At 71.4% G+C, this 20,539-nt stretch carries 21 protein-coding genes; 13 read left to right on the top strand and 8 right to left on the bottom strand.

Annotated features, from left to right (window positions below; genetic code table 11):
* The first annotated feature begins 44 nt into the window (after positions 1–44).
* From polX to ACQF4J_RS11865, 9 genes are all read left to right on the top strand, one after another.
* Positions 45–1,769, top strand: a complete 1,725-nt coding sequence (polX, locus tag ACQF4J_RS11905) for a DNA polymerase/3'-5' exonuclease PolX (protein WP_427165590.1) — start codon at positions 45–47, stop codon at positions 1,767–1,769.
* A gap of 46 nt (positions 1,770–1,815) precedes the next feature.
* Positions 1,816–2,067: a hypothetical protein gene (locus ACQF4J_RS11900; protein ID WP_351567198.1), complete on the top strand. Its 252-nt coding sequence runs from the start codon at positions 1,816–1,818 to the stop codon at positions 2,065–2,067.
* Positions 2,064–2,432 carry a helix-turn-helix domain-containing protein gene (locus tag ACQF4J_RS11895; protein ID WP_351567201.1) on the top strand — a complete coding sequence of 123 codons (369 nt, stop codon included), beginning with the start codon at positions 2,064–2,066 and terminating at the stop codon, positions 2,430–2,432. Before ACQF4J_RS11900 ends, ACQF4J_RS11895 begins: the two co-directional genes overlap by 4 nt.
* A gap of 159 nt (positions 2,433–2,591) precedes the next feature.
* Positions 2,592–3,104 carry a 2-oxo-4-hydroxy-4-carboxy-5-ureidoimidazoline decarboxylase gene (gene uraD, locus ACQF4J_RS11890; RefSeq protein ID WP_351567204.1) on the top strand — a complete coding sequence of 171 codons (513 nt, stop codon included), beginning with the start codon at positions 2,592–2,594 and terminating at the stop codon, positions 3,102–3,104.
* A 3-nt stretch (positions 3,105–3,107) separates the two neighbouring features.
* Positions 3,108–3,503 carry a hydroxyisourate hydrolase gene (gene uraH, locus ACQF4J_RS11885; protein ID WP_351567207.1) on the top strand — a complete coding sequence of 132 codons (396 nt, stop codon included), beginning with the start codon at positions 3,108–3,110 and terminating at the stop codon, positions 3,501–3,503.
* Positions 3,504–3,507: 4 nt separating this feature from the next.
* Entirely contained in the window at positions 3,508–4,455 is a 948-nt protein-coding gene (gene pucL / locus ACQF4J_RS11880) for a factor-independent urate hydroxylase (protein WP_427165589.1), read from the top strand.
* A gap of 110 nt (positions 4,456–4,565) precedes the next feature.
* Entirely contained in the window at positions 4,566–5,945 is a 1,380-nt protein-coding gene (locus ACQF4J_RS11875; protein WP_351567213.1) for an 8-oxoguanine deaminase, read from the top strand.
* A 218-nt stretch (positions 5,946–6,163) separates the two neighbouring features.
* Entirely contained in the window at positions 6,164–7,537 is a 1,374-nt protein-coding gene (locus ACQF4J_RS11870) for a nucleobase:cation symporter-2 family protein (RefSeq protein ID WP_427165588.1), read from the top strand.
* Positions 7,530–8,150, top strand: coding sequence for a TMEM175 family protein (locus tag ACQF4J_RS11865; protein WP_351567219.1), 621 nt, complete (start codon positions 7,530–7,532; stop codon positions 8,148–8,150). The genes ACQF4J_RS11870 and ACQF4J_RS11865 overlap by 8 nt, the downstream gene beginning before the upstream one ends.
* On the opposite strand, the gene ACQF4J_RS11860 is transcribed toward ACQF4J_RS11865, so the two are convergent.
* Positions 8,104–8,718: an exonuclease gene (locus tag ACQF4J_RS11860; protein WP_427165587.1), complete on the bottom strand. Its 615-nt coding sequence runs from the start codon at positions 8,716–8,718 to the stop codon at positions 8,104–8,106. The two genes, ACQF4J_RS11865 and ACQF4J_RS11860, sit on opposite strands and share 47 nt — an antisense overlap.
* A 95-nt stretch (positions 8,719–8,813) precedes the next feature.
* On the opposite strand from ACQF4J_RS11860, the gene ACQF4J_RS11855 reads away from it, so the two are divergent.
* Positions 8,814–9,386: a GNAT family N-acetyltransferase gene (locus ACQF4J_RS11855; protein ID WP_351567225.1), complete on the top strand. Its 573-nt coding sequence runs from the start codon at positions 8,814–8,816 to the stop codon at positions 9,384–9,386.
* Between the two features lies 1 nt (position 9,387).
* Here the strand turns inward: ACQF4J_RS11855 and ACQF4J_RS11850 are convergent, their stop codons facing one another.
* The 3 genes from ACQF4J_RS11850 to ACQF4J_RS11840 all read right to left on the bottom strand — a co-directional run bounded on the left by ACQF4J_RS11850 (position 9,388) and on the right by ACQF4J_RS11840 (position 11,831).
* Complete coding sequence (locus ACQF4J_RS11850; RefSeq protein WP_427165586.1) at positions 9,388–9,810, bottom strand: acyl-CoA thioesterase; 423 nt, start codon at positions 9,808–9,810, stop codon at positions 9,388–9,390.
* Between the two features lie 64 nt (positions 9,811–9,874).
* Complete coding sequence (locus ACQF4J_RS11845; RefSeq protein WP_427165585.1) at positions 9,875–10,522, bottom strand: hypothetical protein; 648 nt, start codon at positions 10,520–10,522, stop codon at positions 9,875–9,877.
* Positions 10,523–10,622: 100 nt separating this feature from the next.
* Positions 10,623–11,831 carry a pyridoxal phosphate-dependent aminotransferase gene (locus ACQF4J_RS11840; RefSeq protein ID WP_427165584.1) on the bottom strand — a complete coding sequence of 403 codons (1,209 nt, stop codon included), beginning with the start codon at positions 11,829–11,831 and terminating at the stop codon, positions 10,623–10,625.
* 81 nt (positions 11,832–11,912) lie between these two features.
* Between ACQF4J_RS11840 and ACQF4J_RS11835 the strand changes: the two genes are divergently transcribed.
* A complete protein-coding gene (locus ACQF4J_RS11835) occupies positions 11,913–12,539 on the top strand; it encodes a winged helix-turn-helix transcriptional regulator (RefSeq protein ID WP_427165583.1) in 627 nt (208 codons plus the stop codon).
* A 45-nt stretch (positions 12,540–12,584) separates the two neighbouring features.
* Here the strand turns inward: ACQF4J_RS11835 and ACQF4J_RS11830 are convergent, their stop codons facing one another.
* Genes ACQF4J_RS11830 through ACQF4J_RS11820 form a run of 3 tightly spaced genes read right to left on the bottom strand, consistent with a single transcriptional unit; the run spans position 12,585 to position 16,204 of the window.
* Positions 12,585–13,394, bottom strand: coding sequence for a hypothetical protein (locus ACQF4J_RS11830; protein WP_351567238.1), 810 nt, complete (start codon positions 13,392–13,394; stop codon positions 12,585–12,587).
* Positions 13,394–14,659 (bottom strand): VWA domain-containing protein, encoded by a 1,266-nt coding sequence (locus ACQF4J_RS11825; RefSeq protein WP_351567241.1) that lies wholly within the window; start codon positions 14,657–14,659, stop codon positions 13,394–13,396. The genes ACQF4J_RS11830 and ACQF4J_RS11825 overlap by 1 nt, the downstream gene beginning before the upstream one ends.
* A 45-nt stretch (positions 14,660–14,704) precedes the next feature.
* Positions 14,705–16,204, bottom strand: a complete 1,500-nt coding sequence (locus ACQF4J_RS11820) for an IucA/IucC family protein (protein WP_351803245.1) — start codon at positions 16,202–16,204, stop codon at positions 14,705–14,707.
* Between the two features lie 94 nt (positions 16,205–16,298).
* On the opposite strand from ACQF4J_RS11820, the gene ACQF4J_RS11815 reads away from it, so the two are divergent.
* Positions 16,299–17,831 carry an IucA/IucC family protein gene (locus tag ACQF4J_RS11815; protein ID WP_427165582.1) on the top strand — a complete coding sequence of 511 codons (1,533 nt, stop codon included), beginning with the start codon at positions 16,299–16,301 and terminating at the stop codon, positions 17,829–17,831.
* Between the two features lie 22 nt (positions 17,832–17,853).
* Positions 17,854–18,759: a HipA family kinase gene (locus tag ACQF4J_RS11810; protein ID WP_351803241.1), complete on the top strand. Its 906-nt coding sequence runs from the start codon at positions 17,854–17,856 to the stop codon at positions 18,757–18,759.
* A gap of 18 nt (positions 18,760–18,777) precedes the next feature.
* Here ACQF4J_RS11810 and aceB read toward each other — a convergent pair whose 3' ends face one another.
* Complete coding sequence (gene aceB / locus ACQF4J_RS11805; RefSeq protein WP_427165581.1) at positions 18,778–20,403, bottom strand: malate synthase A; 1,626 nt, start codon at positions 20,401–20,403, stop codon at positions 18,778–18,780.
* Between the last annotated feature and the right edge of the window lie 136 nt (positions 20,404–20,539).

The following is a 20,539-nucleotide window of genomic DNA, read 5'->3' as shown; positions in this document are numbered from 1 at the left end:
AAGACTGCCTGTGGCGAGGGAGGGCTGTCAAGTACTCTGGGGGTGTGGCCCGGTCCAACGACGAGGTCGCCGCGCTGCTCCAGGAGTACGCCGACCTGATCTCGATCACCGGCGGAGACGCGTTCAGGGCACGCGTCTACGAGAAGGCCGCGCGGGCGGTCGGCGGCCACCACGCCGACGTCGCCACCCTCGACCTCAAGGGCCTGCAGCAGATCCCGAACGTCGGGAAGTCCATCGCCCAGAAGGTCCGGGAGTACTTCGACCACGGCAGTGTCACGGCCGTCGAGGAACTGCGGGCGAAGATCCCCGCCGGGGTCCGCCGGCTCACCGCCATCCCCACGCTCGGCCCCAAGAAGGCGATGGCCGTGTACGAGGAGCTGGGGATCTCCTCGGTCGACGAACTGGCCGACGCCATCCACCGGGAGCGGCTGCGCGACCTGAAGGGCTTCGGGCCGAAGACCGAGGAGAACATCCTCCACGGCATCGAGCTCCTGCGATCCGCCGCCGGGCGCGTCCGGCTCGACGTCGCCATGGGCCTCGCCGACGACATCGTCGCCGCGCTGTCCGCCGTGGACGGCTGCCTGCGCTGTACCTGCGCCGGATCGCTGCGCCGGTGCCGGGAGACCATCGGCGACATCGACGTCCTCGTGGCCGCGCACCGGCCACTGCCCCTGATGCGGGCGTTCACCGCGCTGCCGTACGTCACCGAGGTCATCGGTACGGGCGAGAAGAAGACGTCCGTGCGTACCACCGAGGGTCTCAATGTCGACCTGCGCGTCGTGCCGCCGGACTCCTGGGGCGCCGCCCTGCAGTACTTCACCGGCTCCAAGGCCCACAACATCCGCACCCGCGAGCGGGCCGTGCACCACGGGCTCAAGCTCTCCGAGTACGGGCTGTTCGACGTCGAGACCGGCGAGAGGACCGTCTCCGAGACCGAGGAGGAGGTGTACGCCCGGCTCGGCCTGCCGTGGATCCCGCCGACCCTGCGCGAGGACCGCGGCGAGATCGAGGCCGGGCTGCGCGGCGAACTGCCCGACCTCGTCACCGAGGCCGACCTGCGCGGCGACCTGCACAGCCACACCGACCTCACCGACGGGCTCGCCCCGCTGGAGGAGATGGCCGAGGCGGCAGCCGCGCGCGGCTACGCCTACTACGCGATCACCGACCACGGCCCCGAGATGGCCATGCAGCGCATGACCGACGAGCGGATGCTGGCCCAGCGCGACCGGGTGCGCGCGCTGGACCGCGCCCTCGGCGGGATGCGGCTGCTGCACGGCACCGAACTGAACATCGGGCCGGACGGCGAGGTGGACTGGCCCGCGGACTTCCTCGCCGGCTTCGACCTGTGCGTGGCCTCCGTCCACTCGCACTTCAACCAGGATCCGGACGCCCTGACCCGGCGGCTCGTGCGCGCCTGCGAGAACCCGTACGTCAACATCATCGGCCACCCCACCACCCGCCTCATCGGCAGAAGGCCCGGCATCGACGCCGACCTCGACACGGTCTTCGCCGCCTGCGCCCGCACCGGTACGGCCCTGGAGATCAACGCCCACCCGGACCGTCTCGACCTGCGCGACGAGGACATCCTGCGGGCCGGGCGGTACGGCGTGCGGTTCGCCGTGAACAGCGACGCCCACGCCGTGCCGCACCTGGCCAACATGCGCTACGGCATCGGCACCGCCCAGCGCGGCTGGCTCACCGCCGACGACGTGATCAACACCTGGCCGGAGCGCCGGCTGCGGGGCTTTCTGCGCAAGGGGCGGCGGTGACCGGGAGGGCTGCCCGAAAGAGCGTGCGGCGCGTTAGGTTGAGCGCGTGCGATTGAGAGTGGAGTTCACGACCGAGCCCTTCGACCTCGACGAGGCCCCCGCGCACGCGGTCGTCGCTCGTGAGGTCGTCGAGGCCGCCGAACTGGACGCGGTGGACGTCGGCCCCTTCGGCAACACGGCGGAAGGCGGCGCCGACGCGGTACTGACGGCCGTGGACGCCCTGCTGCGCAAGACCCTCGAGGCCGGCGCCACCCGTGTCACCCTGCAGCTCAACGTGATCGGGGAGGGCGGGGAGTGACCGGCACCGGGGACGAACCGTTCATCACGGCCGTGAAGCCGCTCGTCGACGCCATGGGCGGGGAGATGCTGCCGCCGGACGAGGCCGGCCCCGACGACGTCGTCCTCGCCTGGGAGGGCGCCGACGCGGTCGCCGTACGCCTGCCCCAGCTCGCGGACTCCCTCGACCACATCCTGGCCGCCATGGAGCGCAAGCAGGGCAAGCCGCTGGCCGACCTCGACCGAAAGGCCAAGCAGGAGGTCGTACGGATACTCGAGGCGCGCGGCGCCTTCTCCGTACGGCACGGCGTGGAGACCGTGGCGAGCGCCCTCGGCGTCAGCCGGTTCACGGTGTACAACTACCTCAACCGCGACAAGGAGGGCTGAGCCCCGCCCCCCGGGCTCTGCCCTCGGACCGCCCCGGGACCGCTTCACGGGTTTGTCACTCCGAATTTTCAACAAAGTGTTGACTGCATGTCGCCGCAAGGCGTTAGCTGTTCCGCAGCCCGTTCAGCACGAAGGCCCTTCGCGGCCACGGAGGCTCCCGTGACTTCGACTTCCACGCCCCCGGGCCTGGCCCGGTTCAACGCACTGGGGGAGCCCGCGGCCCACGCCGCCCTCCACGCGGTGTGTGCCTCCACCGCCTGGGCGAAGCGGGTGCTGGCCGCCCGCCCCTACGCCACCACCGAGGACCTGTTCGCCGCCGGCGACGCCGCCATGGCCGAGCTGACCACGGCCGACCTGGAGGAGGCCATGGCCGGCCACCCGCCCATCGGCCGCCCCGAACCGGGCGACCCGACCTCCGCCCGGGAGCAGCGCGGCATGGCCGGCGCCTCCGAGGAACTCAAGGCGCAGATGCTCGAACTGAACCTGGCCTACCAGGACAGGTTCGGCCATGTCTTCCTGATCTGCGCCACCGGCCGCACCGCCGAGCAGATGCGCGACGCGGTCGCGGAGCGGCTCGGCAACCCGCCCGAGCGGGAGCGGGAGATCGTCCGCACCGAGCTCGGCAAGATCAACCGCATCCGACTGGGACGACTCGTCGAAGAGGACGCCTGACCCATGAGCACCAGCACCACCGCTTCCGTGTCCACCCACATCCTGGACACCAGCGTCGGCCGCCCCGCCGAGGCGGTCGCCGTCCGGCTCTCCGTCCGCAGCGGGCGCGAGGCGGACTGGCGGGCCCTGGGCGGCTCGGCTACCGACGCGGACGGGCGGTGCAAGGACCTGCCGGCCCTGCCGGAGGGGACCACCCACGTACGGCTCGACTTCGCCGTGGAGCCGTATTTCGAGAAGAAGCAAGCCGATGCGCAGCAGGACGCCCCCGCGAATCGGGACAGCGGACCCGGCGTGTTCTTCCCGGAGGTGGCGATCACGTTCGCCGTCGCGCCGGGCGAGCACTACCACGTACCGCTGCTGCTCAACCCGTTCGGCTACTCCGTTTACCGAGGGAGCTAGCTAAATGACCGTCAATTCCCGCCCTGGCCACCCGGTGATGCTGGGACAGAACCAGTACGGCAAGGCCGAGAACCGAGTCGTGAAGATCACGCGGGACGGCGCCACCCACCACATCAAGGACCTCAACGTCTCGGTCGCCCTCTCCGGCGACATGGACGAGGTCCACTACTCCGGCTCCAACGCCAACGTCCTGCCGACCGACACCACCAAGAACACGGTGTTCGCGTTCGCCAAGGAGCACGGCATCGAGTCCGCCGAGCAGTTCGGCATCCACCTCGCCCGGCACTTCGTGACCTCGCAGCAGCCCATCCACCGGGCCCGCATCCGCATCGAGGAGTACGCCTGGGAGCGGATCGCGGCCTCCGACGCCAACTCCCAGTTCATCGGCGCGGACGAGGTCGGGCACTCCTTCGTCAGGAAGGGCCAGGAGACGCGGCTGACGCAGATCACCTACGACGGCTCGTCGTGGGAGGTCATATCCGGTCTGAAGGACCTGACGGTGATGAACTCGACCAACTCCGAGTTCTGGGGCTACGTCAAGGACAAGTACACGACGCTCCAGGAGGCCTACGACCGCATCCTGGCCACCTCGGTCTCGGCGCGCTGGCGGTTCAACTGGACCGACGGCGAGCAGAAGGCGCCCAACTGGGAGGAGTCCTACGAGCAGACCAGGAAGCACATGCTCCAGGCCTTCGCCGAGACGTACTCCCTGTCGCTCCAGCAGACGCTCTACCAGATGGGCTCGCGGATCATCGACAACCGCGGCGAGATCGACGAGGTCCGCTTCTCGCTGCCGAACAAGCACCACTTCCTCGTCGACCTGGAGCCCTTCGGGCTGAAGAACGACAACGAGGTGTACTTCGCCGCCGATCGCCCGTACGGGCTGATCGAGGCGACCATCCTGCGGGACGGCTGCGAGCCGAAGATCCCCGTGGACCTGACGAACCTGTAAGAACTGCACAACGCGGCACCCGCGGCCGGTGAGGTGTTCGAACCGGCCGCGGCACTCAAACCTCCCGGGGTCCTGCCGTGCCCTCTCCACCGAAGCGCAAAGGACGGAACATGGCAGCAGACCGGCGCATCGTCATCGAGAACTGTGCGATCGCGACCGTCGACGCGAACGACACCGAGTACGCGCACGGCCACGTCGTCATCGCCGGCAACCGCATCGAGACGCTCGGTGCGGGCAGGGCCCCCGAGGGCCTGGAGAACGTCGCACGCCGTATCGACGCCTCCGGTCATCTGGTCACCCCCGGGCTGGTCAACACCCACCACCACTTCTACCAGTGGATCACCCGCGGCCTGGCCACCGACCACAACCTCTTCAACTGGCTCGTCGCCCTGTACCCGACCTGGGCGCGCATCGACGAGCAGATGTGCTACTCGGCGGCGCAGGGCTCCCTCGCGATGATGGCCCGCGGCGGCGTCACCACCGCCATGGACCACCACTACGTCTTCCCCAAGGACTCCGGCGACCTGTCCGGCGCCATCATCCGCGCCGCCCGCGAGACGGGCGTCCGCTTCACCCTCGCCCGCGGCTCCATGGACCGCAGCGAGAAGGACGGCGGCCTGCCCCCGGACTTCGCCGTCGAGACCCTCGAAGGCGCCCTCGCCGCCACCGAGGCGACCGTCAAGGAGCACCACGACGCCTCCTTCGACTCGATGACCCAGGTGGCCGTGGCCCCCTGCTCGCCCTTCTCCGTCTCCACCGAACTCCTGCGTGAGGGAGCCCGGTTGGCCCGCCGCCTCGGCGTGCGCCTGCACACCCACGGCTCGGAGACGGTCGAGGAGGAGAAGTTCTGCCACGAACTGTTCGGCATGGGCCCGACCGACTACTTCGAGTCCACCGGCTGGCTCGGCGAGGACGTGTGGATGGCGCACTGCGTCCACATGAACGACTCCGACATCGCCGCCTTCGCTCGTACGAAGACCGGTGTCGCCCACTGCCCCTCGTCCAACGCCCGCCTGGCGGCCGGTATCGCCCGCGTCCCGGACATGCTGGCGGCCGGCGTCCCGGTCGGCCTCGGCGTCGACGGCACGGCGTCCAACGAGTCCGGCGAACTGCACACCGAACTGCGCAACGCCCTGCTCATCAACCGCCTCGGCGCCCACCGCGAGGCCGCGCTCAACGCCCGCCAGGCGCTGCGCCTCGGCACCTACGGAGGCGCCCAAGTGCTGGGCCGTGCCCGCGAGATCGGCTCGCTGGAACCCGGCAAGCTGGCCGACCTGGTGCTGTGGCGGATGGACACCCTCGCCCACGCCTCCATCGCCGACCCGGTCACCGCGCTGGTCTTCGGAGCGGCGGCCCCGGTGACCGCCTCCTTCGTCAACGGCCGTCAGATCGTGGAGCACGACCGCCTGCTGCACGTCGACGAGGACGCGATCGCCCGCTCCACCCGCGAGCAGGCCCAGCGCCTGGCGCGGATCGCCGCGCAGGCCTGAGCGGTCGAAGATCTCCGGTCGAGGGGGACGGCCCTCGACCGGTAGCCGTGGACCCCAACGGTTCCATGGCGGCCGTCTCCGGGGCGCGCATGGACGTGCGCGCCCCGGAACGGGCACCGTCACTTTCCTTACAGGCATCCCCGGTCCCGCACGACCGCGCACCACCTCCAAGAAACCCACGTCAGAGCCGACGTGTTAGCTGACCCGGAGGAACCGCCGTGACCGCCCACCCCGTCGACGAAAAGCTCCCCGCATTCAAAATGGCCACCACCGGCCTGCAACACGTGGCCGCCATGTACGCGGGAGTCGTCGCCCCGCCCCTGATCGTCGGCGCGGCCGTCGGCCTCTCCGCCACCGAACTCACCTTCCTCACCGGCGCCTGCCTCTTCACCGCCGGCCTCGCCACCTTCCTGCAGACCCTGGGCGTATGGAAGATCGGCGCCCGGCTGCCCTTCGTCAACGGCGTCACCTTCGCCGGCGTCGCCCCCATGACCGCGGTGGTCGCCTCCACCAAGGACAAGTCCGACGCGCTGCCGATCATCTTCGGCGCGGTCATCGTCGCAGGGCTGCTCGGTTTCATCGCCGCCCCGTTCTTCAGCAAGGCGGTCCGCTTCTTCCCGCCGGTCGTCACCGGCACGGTCATCACCCTCATAGGTGTCTCCCTGCTGCCGGTCGCCTTCGGCTGGGCGCAGGGCCCCAACCCCGGTGCGAAGGACTACGGTTCGGCGAAGTACCTGACCCTGGCCGCCGTGACGCTGCTGCTCGTGCTGCTCCTGCGCCGCTTCACCCGCGGCTTCGTCAAGCAGATCGCCGTCCTGCTCGGCATGGTCGCGGGCACACTGATCGCGATCCCCTTCGGCGTCACGGACTTCGGCCCGGTGGCGGACGCGGACGTGATCGGCTTCCCGACGCCGTTCCACTTCGGCGCACCGCAGTTCCACCTCGCCGCGATCCTGTCCCTGTGCGTGGTGATGGTGGTGTCGATGACCGAGTCGACCGCCGACATGCTGGCGCTCGGCGAGATCGTCGAACGTCCCGCCGACGAAGGGACGATCGCCGCGGGCCTGCGCGCCGACACCCTCGGCTCGGCCCTCAGCCCCCTCTTCAACGGCTTCATGTGCAGCGCCTTCGCCCAGAACATCGGCCTGGTCGCCATGACACGCATCCGCAGCCGCTACGTCGTCGCCACCGGCGGAGGCTTCCTGGTCCTGATGGGGCTGTGCCCGATGGCCGCCTCGCTCATCGCCGTCGTACCGCGCCCGGTGCTCGGCGGCGCGGGCGTGGTCCTGTTCGGGTCGGTCGCGGCCAGCGGCATCCAGACCCTCGTCAAGGCGGGCCTGGAGAAGGACAACAACGTCCTCATCGTCGCCGTCTCGCTGGCCGTCGGCATCATTCCGATCACCGCGCCGGAGTTCTACCACGCCTTCCCCGAGACGGCGCGGATCGTGCTGGACTCGGGCATCTCGACGGGCTGTGTGGCCGCGGTGGTGCTGAACCTGGTCTTCAACCACCTCGGCAGGGGCCGCGACGCCCAGGAGGTGACACACCCGATGGAGGCACCCGCGATGGTGCACGCTGTCTCCCATGAATGAGTCCGGCCGCGTCGAGGCCTTCAGCGACGGCGTCTTCGCCATCGCCATCACCCTGCTCATCCTGGAGATCAAGGTTCCGGAGGTCGGCGACAACGGCGGTCTGTGGCACGCCCTCGGCGCGCAGTGGCCGTCGTACGCCGCCTACGTGGTGAGCTTCCTGGTGATCGGCATCATGTGGATCAACCACCATCAGCTGTTCAGCTACGTCGCCCGCGTGGACCGCACGCTGATGTTCCTGAACCTGCTCGTGCTGATGGTGGTGGCCGCGGTGCCCTGGCCGACCGCGATGCTCGCGCGGTACCTGCGCGAGGACGCGCCCTCGCACGTCGCCGCGGCCGTCTACAGCCTGGTCATGGTGGTCATGGCGCTCACCTTCCAGGCCCTGTGGTGGCATCTGACCCGCACCGGGCACCTCTTCGACGACCGCGTCGACGTCGCGGCGGCCCGCGCCACCCGGGCCCGCTTCGCCCTCGGCTCCCTCGGCTACCCGGTCACGGTGGGCCTTGCCTTCGTCTCGGCACCGCTCACCCTGGCCGCGCACGGCCTGCTCGCCCTGTACTACGCCTTCAACCAGCTGCCGGTGCCGACCCGGCCGGACCCGGCCAGTTCATGAGGTTGGCGAGCAACTCGGCCTGCTCGATCGCGTCGTCCAGGGCGTGGTGCGTGTGCCGCCGGCGCGAGAGCAGGTGCCGGGGCATCGTTCCCTTGGCGACCGCCCGCAGCGGCAGCCCGGCCTTCGTCGCGTACAGCGTCTTCATGTCCAGGCAGCCCGAGTGCCCGAACGGGCTCGCGCCGGTGAACCGGATCAGGTACCAGTACAGGAACGTCCAGTCGTACGGGGCCGGGTAGCCGCACATCACGGGCTGGGCCCCGGCACTCACCTCGCGCACCCAGTCGGCGAACTCGGCGAGGGCGACGGCCGGTTCGGCTCCCTCGGTCTTCAGCAGCTCCCGGTCGAGCCCGCTGACGGCGAGCGCCTCCGGCACGAACTCCTCAGTGATGGGCCGCAGTTCGCGGTAGAAGGTCCGCTCCTCGGGGTCGGCGGCGGTGAAGTTGTCGGCATCCTGCGTCCCGGCGACCGCGGCGCCGAAACTCAGCATCGAGTACGGCCCGGGGATGGGGCCGTCGGCCTCGATGTCGACGGAGATGTAGCGGCTGGGCTTCGCGCGTCGTGCGGACATGACCGCGGATCATCGCAGGTGAACGCGGCCTGCCGCATCCGATTTCGGCCCGGGGCCGTCCCCCCGCCCCGAGAGGGCCGTCGTAGGCTCCGTGCATGGAGAGGATCACCGCACGGCTGAACGCGCCTGCCACCCCTTCGGCTCCGGCGCTGGTGCTGCGCCCCTGGGACCCGGCCGACGCCCCCGCGCTGCTCGGCCTGCGGGGCGACGACGCCCTGCGGCGCTGGACGAGTTTCGCCGTCGAGGACGAGAGCGGCGCGGCGAGCTGGGTGCGGGAGCAGCGGCGCGGCTGGGAGACGGGCGAGCGGTTCGCCTTCGCCGTCGCGGAGACCGCCGCCGACGGCACGGGGGAGGGCGCGCCCGTCGGCCATGTGGTCCTCAAACGCCCCACCGCCGGCGCCCCTTCGGCGGTGGTGGGCTACTGGACCGCCGCCCGTGCCCGCGGCCGGGCGGTCGCGCCGCGGGCCCTGGAGGCGCTGACGCACTGGGCCTTCGCGGTGTTCGCCGACGACGGACTCACCCGCCTGGAACTCGTGCACCAGACCGACAACGAGGCGTCCTGCGCGGTCGCGCGCAAATGCCGCTACGAGCTCACGGCGCTGCTGCCCGCCGAGCCGCCCGCCTTCCCGCTCGACGGGCATGTGCACATGCGGACGCGGGAGGCGTGACTCAGAGGCCGAACAGCTCGGGCCGGTTCGTCAGCGCCCGGAAGTATCCCCGCGGATCGGCGATCAGCCTGCGCTCCTTGAGGTCCAACAGGCCGCCCACCGAGCGCAGTTCGGCGGACACCATGCCGTCCGTCCTGGTGATGGTCTGCGCGACCTGGAACGTCTTGCCCTCGCCCCATTCGAAGCCGCACGTCACCGACACCTCGTCGCCGGCGCGCAGCTCGCGCACGTAGTCGACGGTCGTCCGCAGGACCACCGGCCCGACGCCCTTGGCGAGCAACTCGGCGGGGCCCACTCCGGCGGCCTGGAGGATGGACCAACGGGCGTGCTCCGCGTACTGCAGATACACGCTCTGGTTGAGGTGGCCCAGTGCGTCTGTCTCGTATCCGCGGACGGTCACCGGGACGGAAAACGGCTCGCTCACTGCGTTCCCTTCGCGTACTGACTCTCGTGCCGGGTGCGACGATCACCTGATCTTGGCATGTTCATCACGCCCTGCGCGGGGAGGCCAGTAGATAACGCCTTCCTGTGCGCGGTTCCGCGTACTCGCCCACCTGCCAGCCCGCCCGCTCCAGCGTCGCAGCGCACGCCCGCCGGGCCTCCTCCGTCGGCTCGTACACGGCGACCGCCTCCGGCTGCGGTGTCGCGCGCACCCGATAGCCCTCCGGGCCCGCCCCGGCCGGACGGTGCCCGGCCGCCTCCAGGGCCAACGCCGCCGCCTGCACCAGATGCGTGCGCTCCCAGCCGCAGGGCCGGTCCGTGGCGCCGTCCCGGTTGGTCATCCGGCGCAGCTCCAGCAGCCCCTGCCAGGCGCTGTGCACCTCGCGGACCCGGGCCGGGCCGGCCTGCGGAGCCTCCTCCTCGCCCCCGACCCGCGCGGCGAACCCGCCGCCGGCCGCGGGCGCCTCGGGCTCGGCAGGGGAGGTGGGGGAGGCAGGGGAGGCGGCCTCCTCGGCCTCGCGTATCCGGTGCCCGGCCGGCGTCAGGAAGTGGTCGTGCGGCGGCCGCGGGTGCCGGAAGGCGAGCCCCTGCTTCACCAGCGCCGCCAGCTGCGCCTCGGTACCCCTCAGCCGCCCGGTGACGGGATCGGCGGCGTCGATGACACGCCGCTGCGCGGCGGTCGGCGGTCGTGTCACGGCGTGCTCCTCCCTGCCTCGGGCCCTGATCCCACCTGCTTCGAAGGCTACGGCGGGGGTCTGACAACCGGCCCGCGCGGGGCTCCGGCAGGGTGGTGCGCTACTGCCGATAACCGCTGAGGAAGCGTCCGATCCGGCCGATCGCGGCCTCCAGGTCGTCGGCGTGGGGCAGGGTGAGGATGCGGAAGTGGTCGGGGGCGGGCCAGTTGAAGCCTGTGCCCTGGACCACCTGGATCTTCTCCCGGAGCAGCAGGTCCAGGACGAACTTCTCGTCGTCGTGGATCCTGTGCACCTTGGGGTCGATGCGGGGGAACGCGTACAGCGCGCCCTTCGGCTTCACGCAGGACACCCCGGGGATCTCGTTGAGCTTCTCCCAGGCCACGTTGCGCTGTTCGTACAGCCGGCCGCCCGGCGTGGTCAGGTCGCGGATGGACTGGCGGCCGCCGAGCGCCGCCTGGATGGCGTACTGGGCGGGCGCGTTGGCGCACAGGCGCATGGAGGCCAGCATGGTCAGGCCCTCCAGGTAGTTCTTCGCGTGCTGCTTCGGGCCGGTCACCACCAGCCAGCCCGAGCGGAAGCCGGCCACCCGGTAGGTCTTCGACAGCCCGCAGAAGGTGAGGACGACCAGGTCGGGGGCGAGGGCCGCGGCGGAGTGGTGGACGGCGTCGTCGTAGAGGATCTGGTCGTAGATCTCGTCCGCGAAGACCATCAGGCCGTGCCGGCGGGCGAGGTCGAGGATGCCCTCGACGACCTCCTTCGGGTAGACCGCGCCGGTGGGGTTGTTGGGGTTGATGAGGACCACGGCCTTGGTGCGGTCCGTGATCTTCGACTCCAGGTCGGCCAGGTCCGGGTTCCAGTCGGACTGCTCGTCGCAGAGGTAGTGCACGGCTTTGCCGCCCGCGAGCGTGGTGACCGCCGTCCACAGGGGGAAGTCCGGGGCGGGGATGAGGATCTCGTCGCCGTCCTCGACCAGCGCCTGCACGGCCATCGACACCAGCTCCGAGACGCCGTTGCCGAGAAAGACGTCGTCGACGTCGACCTCCAGGCCGAGGGTCTGGTAGCGCTGGGCGACCGCCCGGCGGGCGGACAGGACGCCGCGCGAGTCGGTGTAGCCGTGTGCCTGGGGGAGCATCCGGATCATGTCCTGGAGGATCTCCTCCGGCGCGTCGAAGCCGAACACCGCGGGGTTGCCGGTGTTCAGGCGCAGCACGCTGTGGCCCGCCTCCTCGAGCGCGTTGGCGTGCTCGATCACCGGGCCGCGGATCTCGTAACAGACCTCGCTGAGCTTGTTCGACTGCCGGAACTCCATGCGTCCCTCCGGTATCTGGTGTTGCTTGGTTTTACCAAGTGGGTGCTTGGAAAGTCCAATGACATGTCTAGACTGCGTCGCATGTCACGACGCCGAAGCTACGACCAGTACTGTTCCGCCGCCCGCGCGCTCGATGCCGTCGGCGACCGCTGGACCCTGCTGATCGTCCGGGAGCTGCTGGCCGGACCCCGCCGCTACACGGACCTGCACGCGGACCTTCCGGGCGTGAGCACGGACGTACTCGCCTCGCGGCTGAAGGACATGGAGCGCGACGGGCTGACGACCAGGCGCCGGCTGCCGCCGCCCGGCGCCGCCTACGTCTACGAACTCACGCCGCGGGGACGGGAGTTGCTGCCCGTGCTGCAGGCGCTCAGCGTGTGGGGGCAGCGGGAGCTGGGGGAGCGGCGGCCCACGGACGCCCTGCGCGCCCACTGGTTCGCGCTGCCCCTGCTGCGCGCGCTGGAGGGCGAAGGGATCGTCGAAGTCGGCCTGGAGGAGGGCGACTTCCACCTCTTCGTCGGCGCCGAGGAAGGCCGCGTGTACGGCGACGGCCCCGCTCCCGGCGAGCCGGACGCGCGGCTGGTCCTGGACGCCGGGACGGGTGCGGCCATCGGACGCGGGGAGTTGAGCCTGCCCGACGCGGTGCGGGACGGGCGCGTCACGGTCACCGGCGACGGGGCCGTGGCCAAGTCCCTGCGGGAGGCATGAGAAGAGCCCGCCGTACCGAAGTACGGCGGGCTCCCCGAGGGGTCGTCAGGCCCCGGGCGGCACCCGTGAGGGGCGCCCCGACCCGCGGGTCAGCGTGTAGCCGCCGATCCCGGCGAGAGCGGCGAGCACCGCGCCGATCCCGGTCCACACCCAGCGGTCCGACCACCAGCCGGACGTCCAGCCGCCGTCGGGCTCGATGCTGGACAGCACCGCCGCCTTGGACGAGTCGCCGTCCTGGGCATCGGACTTGGACGACACCGCGATGCCCGGCACCAGCGGCTTCGCCAGCGAGCCGTCCACCGCCGCCGAGCCGCCGATGTCCTTGGAGCCGACCCGCACGGACGCGTTCACCGGCTGGCCGAGGTCGGCCGTCGTCAGGTTCAGCGCCGTCAGCCGGATGTAGTAGGTGCCCGGCAGCGGGTCGTCGGCCCACGGTTCCGACCAGGCGCGGACCGTGCGCAGCACACAGGCCAACTCGACCGACGTGGAGCCCTGTTCGGCCGTCCGCGTCTGCGCCCCGTACTGGCAGGCCTGACGGCGGCGCAGGCCGTCGTAGACGTCGACCTGCCAGGTCTGGGCCGCGTGCGTGGCCGGCAGCTTCACCGTCGCCTCGACCGTGGGCCGCTGTCCGGCGTCCGCGGGGAACGACCAGTACAGGTAGTCACCCGTGGAGGCGCTCGCCGTGGCCCGCTGCCCCTGGTCGACCTCGGTCGCCGTACGGAACGACGTGCCCGCCGACGTCGGCGCCGAGTCGTCGCCCGAGGCGCTCGGGGAGGGGGAGGAGTCCGCGACGGCCGGGGTGACCGTCAGCCCGAACAGCAGCGCCGCCGCGCCCAGCATCCGTGTGATCCGCATCAGTTGGTCCTCCAGACCGCGACCCGCCAGCGCGACAGCCAGCCCCACAGCAGACCGGCAACGAAGCCGGCCAGCACCAGCACACCCAGCAGCCACCAGCCGCGCCCGAGACCGAACGACGCCACGTCGCTCGCCTTCGAGGGGCCGTCGACGACGTCCACGGTCAGCTCCAGAGGCATACCGGGCGTGGTCTTCACGCCCGCGGCCGGCGAGAAGGAGTTGGTCACCTGAAGGCACACCGTCTCGGCGGGAGCGTCGTCCGCGTCGCTCTCCGCCTTCGGATAGCGCAGCCCCGCCGAGATCGCGTCCGTACGGCCGTTGCCCGCCGACTCGCCCCGCACGATCTCCCGGCCGTGCACCGTGACCGCCCGCAGCAGCACACCGTAGGACGGGTTCACGGCCCGGTCCGCCGCCACGCTCACGGAGGCGCGCAGCTCCTTGCCGGGGTCGAGGTCCACCTTGTACCAGCGCTGCTGCCCGAACTCCTCGCGGTCGGTGTACAGACCCGACTTCAGCGTCGGCGCGTCCGTGCACTGCGTGGCGCCCTCGGTCGCCACCGGGGTCACCACCGGGTCGGCCGCTCGGTCCACCAACTGGTTCACCTTGTCGGTGAGTTCGTCGGTGTGCTCGACCGAGGTGTACGTGCCCCCGGTGGCCTCCGCGATACAACTGAGCTGCTTGTTCAGCTTGGTGTTCGGGACCAGGCCGAGGGTGTCGATGGTCATGCCGATGCCCTTGGCCGCTATCTCGCGCGCCACTTCGCACGGGTCGAGCGGGGCGCAGGTGTCCTCGCCGTCGGTGATCAGCACGATCCGCTTGGAGCCGTCACCGTCGGCGAGGTCGTCCGCGGCCTTCAGCAGCGCCGGGCCGATCGGGGTCCAGCCGGTCGGCGAGAGGGTCGCCACCGCCGTCTTCGCCTCGGTGCGGTCCAGCGTGCTGACCGGGTACAGCTGCGCGGTGTCCTTGCAGCCCGTCTGCCGGTCGTTGCCCGCGTAGTCGGCCCCGAGCGTGCGGATGCCGAGCTGGACGTCCTCGGGCGTGGCGTCGAGGACCTCGTTGAACGCCTGCTTCGCCGCCGCCATCCGGGTGCCGCCGTCGATGTCCCGGGTCCGCATGGAACCGCTGACGTCGAGGACGAGGTCGACCTTGGCGTTCGCCCCGCTCGTGGGTTCGCCGGCCTCCGCCGCGGCCGGGAAGGCGAGCCCGGCCGCCAAGGTGGCGAGCAGGGCGCACACTCCTGCCGCCAGCCGTTGTGTTCTGATCATCGGCGGATCCTATTGATCAGGTGGGCCGTGATCCAAAACGACCGGTCAGCGCAGGGGGTTGGGCAGCAGCGTCCACTGGTCGCCGGGCGTCCCCGGCGACATCCGCATCAGCGTCAACGCCTTGGTCGGGACCGGCTCTTCGAGCAGGGCCACGGTGTCGGCCGTGCGCGGCAGATCCCGTACGGCCGTCTCGAGAGCCGCGCCCAGCGCGGCCGTCGAACCCGCCGTACCGGCGAGCGCGCCCGCCACCAGGGAGCCGAACAGCTTGCGCCGCAGGGCGGTCTCGTCGTCCGTGACGATCCGTCCGGTCAGCTCCGGGACCGGGACACCGTGCCGGGCGAGCCGTGCCGGGCTGACGCGGATGTCGGCGAGGTCGCGGTAGACCAGCCGCACCGGGGCACCCGTGTCGGAGAGGACGACGAGCAGGTTCTGACCGTGCGCCTCCAGAGCCACACCGAGCTCCAGCAGGCGCAGGCCGACGGTGAGGGCGAGGCGGGTGAACTCGGCGAGCCAGGACGGCGACGACGGCAGTGCGGTGGTGGCCAGCGCGGCCACCGGCACCACCCGCTCACCCCTGTCCGTCGCCGCGTACGTCTGCGGCGACTCGCGCAGCACGGCGGCGAGGTCGGGCGAGTCGGCCGCCGCCGCGCCCAGCGTCCGGGTGACGTGCAACAAGCCGTCCGAACGCGCCGCCAGCGACTGCCCGAAGGCCGACAACGTCGCCGACATGCCCACCGAGTAGACCGAGATGTCCCGTACCGAGGACGTCAGCCGGGCGCTGAGCGCGGTCTTGACGTGCGGCCCGCCCGGCACGGCGAGCGTGCGCAGCGACATCAGCGGGTGCGCCTCGAATCCGTCCTCGCAGCTCCGCTTGAGCACATGTGCCGCCTGCCACGGATGCACCGGCAGCAACAACCGTCCCCCGTCGCGCAGTTCGTCCGGCCACACCCCCGTCACCAGGCACTCCTCCTGGCGCACCGGCACCGTCCCCAGCTTCACCACCGGCCGGTGCTCGGGCCCGTACGCCAGCTGTTCGGCGACCGAGAAGCCGGGCCGCGAACGGCAGTTGGGGTGGTACGGATGCCCGTCCACCACCCGTTGCTCCCACTCCCGGTCGGTCGTCGGCCACACGTCCGTGAGCGGCGCCCGGTCGGCCCGGGACAGCGCCGTCGAGGCCACGCTGTGCCCCAGCTCGACCGTGAAGCCGGTGCCGTGCGGTACGGCGAGGTCGGTCATCAGCCGCGCCGGATGGTCGTACGCCGTGCCGTCGAGCCGTACGACGGTGACGTACGCGTCGGTCGCGTACGGGTCCGCTGCCGGGCCGTGCAGCCGGCGGCCGTCGGCGAGGCGCAGGGTGAGGCCCTCCCGGCCGGCCTCCCGCCCCACGACCCACGGCAGCGGCTCGTGCGCGAGGGCCCGCCACAGCCGGGTCAGCACGGCCGCCCGGGCGCCCGGCAGCTCGGCCGCGTACCGTGACAGCAGGCCGGGACGTACGACGGCCAGCTCGTCGGCGACCTCGGTCTCCGCGGGGTGGGAACGGTCCACGGGCGTGCTCCTCGGGTACGAACAGGGCGTCACGGGCAGGTGTCGACGGCGTACATACTGATCATCTTCTCCCGAACGGACCTTTAGGGAACGAGTGGATCGCGTGGATCTCATCCCCCCTCATGCCGGCCACGACGCCGACCGCGCCGACGCGTACGCGGCCGTGCCGCTCCTGAACTGTCTGCTGCGTGAGGTGGCGGAACCCGTCGCGGAACCCGGAGCGGGTGACGGCGCGACCGCGGGACCGGGCCAGGACGCACCGCGCACCTACCGGCTGCCCGGCACCGGCCGCCTGCTCCGGGTGCGCGGTGAGCGGCGTCCGGCCGCTCCCGAGGTGTTCGCGGCCGGAGGCTGGCACCGCATCGGCCACACCGAGCTCGTCAAGCTCGTCGGCGAGGAACTGCGCCGGCACACCGGCCTGTCCAACCACGAACTGCCCGCCGAGATGATCGACAGCCGGGACGCCGTGGCCGCGCTGCTCGCCGCCCGCGCCCGGGCGACGGCGCCCGAGGACCCGTACCTGCGCTCCGAGCAGTCCCTCATCACCGGCCACCCCCACCACCCGGCGCCCAAGGCGCGGGGCGGCGGTCCGGTCGCCGGCTGGCTGCCCTACGCCCCCGAGGCGCACGCCCGCTTCCCGCTGGTGCTGCTCGGCGTGCGCGAGGACACGGTCGTCGAGGAGGGCGACACCTCCGCGCTGGACGCGCTCGGCGAAGCGCCGCCCGGCTACCGTCTGCTGCCGGCCCACCCCTGGCAGCTCGACCTCGTCGACCTCGCACCCGCCTTCGCCGACGGCCGCCTGGTCCGGCTGGGCACGACCGGATTCGACGCCTGGCCGACGGCCGCGATCCGCACGCTGTACGCCCCCGCGCACGACCTGTTCCTGAAGTTCAGCCTCGACGTCCGCATCACCAACGACATCCGCCGGCTGTGGCGCCACGACCTGCTCAGGCTCCGCCGGACCGACACGGCCGTCACGGCCGCGTTCGCCGCGATGGACGGACCGGCCGCCTGGCTGGGCGACCGCGGCTACCGCACGGCCGGATTCGCCTTCGAGGAACTCGCCGTCCTGGTCCGCGACGGACTGCGCGGGCATGTGCAGCCCGGCGCGACCCCGCTGCTCGCCGCCGGTCTGGTGGAGGGCTTCGCGGGCAGCCCGCTCGACACGGCCGGCGATCCGGCGGCCTGGTGGGAGGCGTACCTGCGGGCCGTGGTGCCGCCGGCGCTGACCGCCTTCGCCGAGCACGGCGTCGTACTGGAGGCCCATCTGCAGAACACGCTGGTCGCCGTCGACGCGGGCGGCACTCCGGTGCAGGCCCTGTTCCGGGACGCGGAGGGCGTCAAGCTGCTGCCGGAGGTGTCCCGGGCGGCGGGCTGGGAGCGCCTGGTGTACTGCCTGGTGGTCAACCACCTCACCGAGGTCGCGGGCGCCCTGGCCGAACGCCGGCCCGGCCTCGACCCCTGGCCCGCCGCCCGCCGCGAACTCTCCTGCCACGACCTGCCCGAGGTCACCGACCTCCTCGCCGCCCCGACCCTGCCCGGCAAGACCAACCTGCTGCTGCGCTGGACGGGCGCCGACGGGGCGGATGCCCGCTATCTGCCGCTGCCGAATCCGCTGGCCGGGTGAGCGCTGACATACCCTGGCGGGTGTGCTGCGCGACGTGACTGCTGTTCGATACGTGACCCCGCTGCGGTCCGGCGGCTCCGTGCCCGGAGTCGTCGAGGCCGACGACCTGGGCACGTACGTCGTGAAGTTCACCGGCTCCGCGCAGGGCCGCAAGGCGCTGGTCGCCGAGGTGATCGTCGGTGAGCTGGCCCGCGCGCTGGGACTGCGCTTCCCCGAGCTGGTCCTCGTGCACTTCGACCCGGCGATCGCCGACGGCGAGCCGCACCAGGAGGTCCGCGACCTCCATGCCGCGAGCGACGGCCTCAACCTCGGCATGGACTACCTGCCGGGCGCGAAGGACTTCACACCCGAGGTCGCCAAGGTGTTCCCGGTGGACCCCCTGGAGGCGGGCCGGATCGTCTGGCTGGACGCCTTGACCGTCAACGTCGACCGTACGGTCCACAGCTCCAACCTGATGGTCTGGCCGACCCTCGGCACGGTGCCCCCGCGGCTGTGGCTCATCGACCACGGCGCCGCCCTCGTCTTCCATCACCGCTGGGACGGCACCGACCCCGCCAAGGCCTACGACTTCCGTCACCACGCCCTCGGCCACTACGGCCCGGACGTGCGCGCCGCCGACGCCGAGCTCGCGCCCAGGGTGACCGAGCAACTGCTGCGTGAGGTCGTCGCGGAGGTCCCCGACGCCTGGCTCACCGACCACGCCTCGCCCGCCGAGGCCCGCGAGGCGTATGTGGCGTACCTGCACGCGCGTGTGCGGGCCTCGGCGCAGTGGCTGCCCACCGACTTCCCCAGCCGCGAGGAGCTCGCCGCCGAGGAGGCCCGGCGGGCGGCCAAGAACCAGCAGGGACGCCCCGCGTGGCTCCGCCAGGTCCCCGACCTGCACGGCAAGCCCGCGGCCGAACAGGACTGGTCGGTGCACCTCGGGTGAGGGCGCCGGTGGACGGCGTCAGCCCCTGAGCTGCTGGTACGCGGGCAGGGTGAGGAAGTCCGCGTAGTCCTCGTCGAGGGAGACCGTCAGCAGCAGGTCGTGGGCCTGCTGCCAGTGGCCGGCCGCGAAGGCCTCCTCGCCGATCTCGCCGCGGATGTTGTCGAGTTCCTCGGCGGCGACCTTGCGCGCCAGCTCCGGGGTGGCCTTCTCGCCGTTCTCGAACTCGACGCCCGCGTTGATCCACTGCCAGATCTGCGAGCGGGAGATCTCGGCGGTGGCCGCGTCCTCCATGAGGTTGAAGATGGCGACCGCGCCGAGACCGCGCAGCCAGGCCTCGATGTAACGGATGCCCACCTGGACGGCGTTGACCAGACCCGCGTACGTCGGCTTCGCGTCGAGGGAGTCGATCGCGATCAGGTCGGCCGCCTCGACGTGCACGTCCTCGCGCAGCCGGTCCTTCTGGTTCGGCCGGTCGCCGAGGACCTTGTCGAAGGACTCCATGGCGATCGGGACCAGGTCGGGGTGGGCGACCCAGGAGCCGTCGAAACCGTCGTTCGCCTCGCGGTCCTTGTCGGCGCGGACCTTCTCGAAGGCCACCTTGTTCACCTCGGCGTCCCGGCGCGAGGGGATGAAGGCCGCCATGCCGCCGATGGCGTGCGCGCCGCGCTTGTGGCAGGTACGGACGAGGAGTTCGGTGTACGCCCGCATGAACGGGGCCGTCATCGTGACCGCGTTGCGGTCCGGCAGGACGAACTTGGCGCCGCCGTCACGGAAGTTCTTGACGATGGAGAACAGGTAGTCCCAGCGGCCGGCGTTCAACCCCGAGGCGTGGTCGCGGAGTTCGTAGAGGATCTCCTCCATCTCGTACGCGGCCGTGATCGTCTCGATCAGGACGGTGGCGCGGATGGTGCCCTGCGGGATGCCGACGTAGTCCTGCGCGAAGACGAACACCTCGTTCCACAGCCGGGCCTCGAGGTGCGACTCGGTCTTCGGGAGGTAGAAGTACGGGCCCTTGCCGAGGTCGAGCAGGCGCTGGGCGTTGTGGAAGAAGTACAGGCCGAAGTCGACGAGGGCGCCGGGGACCTGGTCGCCGTCGGCGTCGATGAGATGGCGCTCGTTCAGGTGCCAGCCGCGCGGGCGCATGACGACCGTCGCCAGCTCCTCGTTCGGGCGCAGGGCGTACGACTTGCCGGACGTCTCGTCGGTGAAGTCGATGTTCCGAGTGTAGGCGTCGGCCAGGTTGACCTGACCGAGGACCACGTTCTCCCAGGTCGGCGCGGAGGCGTCCTCGAAGTCGGCGAGCCAGATCCGCGCGCCCGAGTTGAGGGCGTTGATGGTCATCTTGCGGTCGGTGGGACCGGTGATCTCCACGCGGCGGTCTTCGAGGGCCGCGGGGCAGGGGGCGACCTTCCAGGAGCCGTCGGCGCGGATCGCGGCGGTCTCCGGGAGGAAGTCGAGGCTGGAGGTGCGGGCGATCTCGGCGCGGCGCTCGGCGCGGCGGGCGAGGAGTTCGTCACGGCGCGGCGTGAACCGCCGGTGCAGCTCGGCCACGAAGGCGAGCGCCGCCTCGGTGAGGACCTCCTCCTGCCGGGACAGGGGCTCGGCGTCGACGATGGCCAGCGGGGACGGCGCTGGTGTGGACATGAGCTGTCACTTCCTTCAGCGGTGGCACCGGGTGCCAGTCGTTCCGGGTACGGCGAGCAGCACCCCGGGAGCAGCAGGGCGCTTCTGAACAGTGGATACTAGTTTCCTCATCGTGGAACTTCAATGGTTTGTTGAT

Origin of the sequence: Streptomyces sp. C1-1, from assembly GCF_050214755.1 — a bacterium.
Taxonomy (GTDB): domain Bacteria; phylum Actinomycetota; class Actinomycetes; order Streptomycetales; family Streptomycetaceae; genus Streptomyces.
This window is presented reverse-complemented; position numbering and strand designations above follow the sequence as displayed.

Excerpts from the sequence above, each read along its gene's own strand:
- uraH (WP_351567207.1), top strand. The coding sequence starts at position 3,108 with ATGAGCACCAGCACCACCGCTTCCGTGTCCACCCACATCCTGGACACC.
- pucL (WP_427165589.1), top strand. The coding sequence starts at position 3,508 with ATGACCGTCAATTCCCGCCCTGGCCACCCGGTGATGCTGGGACAGAAC.
- ACQF4J_RS11875 (WP_351567213.1), top strand. The coding sequence starts at position 4,566 with ATGGCAGCAGACCGGCGCATCGTCATCGAGAACTGTGCGATCGCGACC.
- ACQF4J_RS11865 (WP_351567219.1), top strand. The coding sequence starts at position 7,530 with ATGAATGAGTCCGGCCGCGTCGAGGCCTTCAGCGACGGCGTCTTCGCC.
- ACQF4J_RS11860 (WP_427165587.1), bottom strand. The coding sequence starts at position 8,718 with ATGTCCGCACGACGCGCGAAGCCCAGCCGCTACATCTCCGTCGACATC.
- ACQF4J_RS11855 (WP_351567225.1), top strand. The coding sequence starts at position 8,814 with ATGGAGAGGATCACCGCACGGCTGAACGCGCCTGCCACCCCTTCGGCT.
- ACQF4J_RS11840 (WP_427165584.1), bottom strand. The coding sequence starts at position 11,831 with ATGGAGTTCCGGCAGTCGAACAAGCTCAGCGAGGTCTGTTACGAGATC.
- ACQF4J_RS11835 (WP_427165583.1), top strand. The coding sequence starts at position 11,913 with ATGTCACGACGCCGAAGCTACGACCAGTACTGTTCCGCCGCCCGCGCG.
- ACQF4J_RS11830 (WP_351567238.1), bottom strand. The coding sequence starts at position 13,394 with ATGCGGATCACACGGATGCTGGGCGCGGCGGCGCTGCTGTTCGGGCTG.
- ACQF4J_RS11825 (WP_351567241.1), bottom strand. The coding sequence starts at position 14,659 with ATGATCAGAACACAACGGCTGGCGGCAGGAGTGTGCGCCCTGCTCGCC.
- aceB (WP_427165581.1), bottom strand. The coding sequence starts at position 20,403 with ATGTCCACACCAGCGCCGTCCCCGCTGGCCATCGTCGACGCCGAGCCC.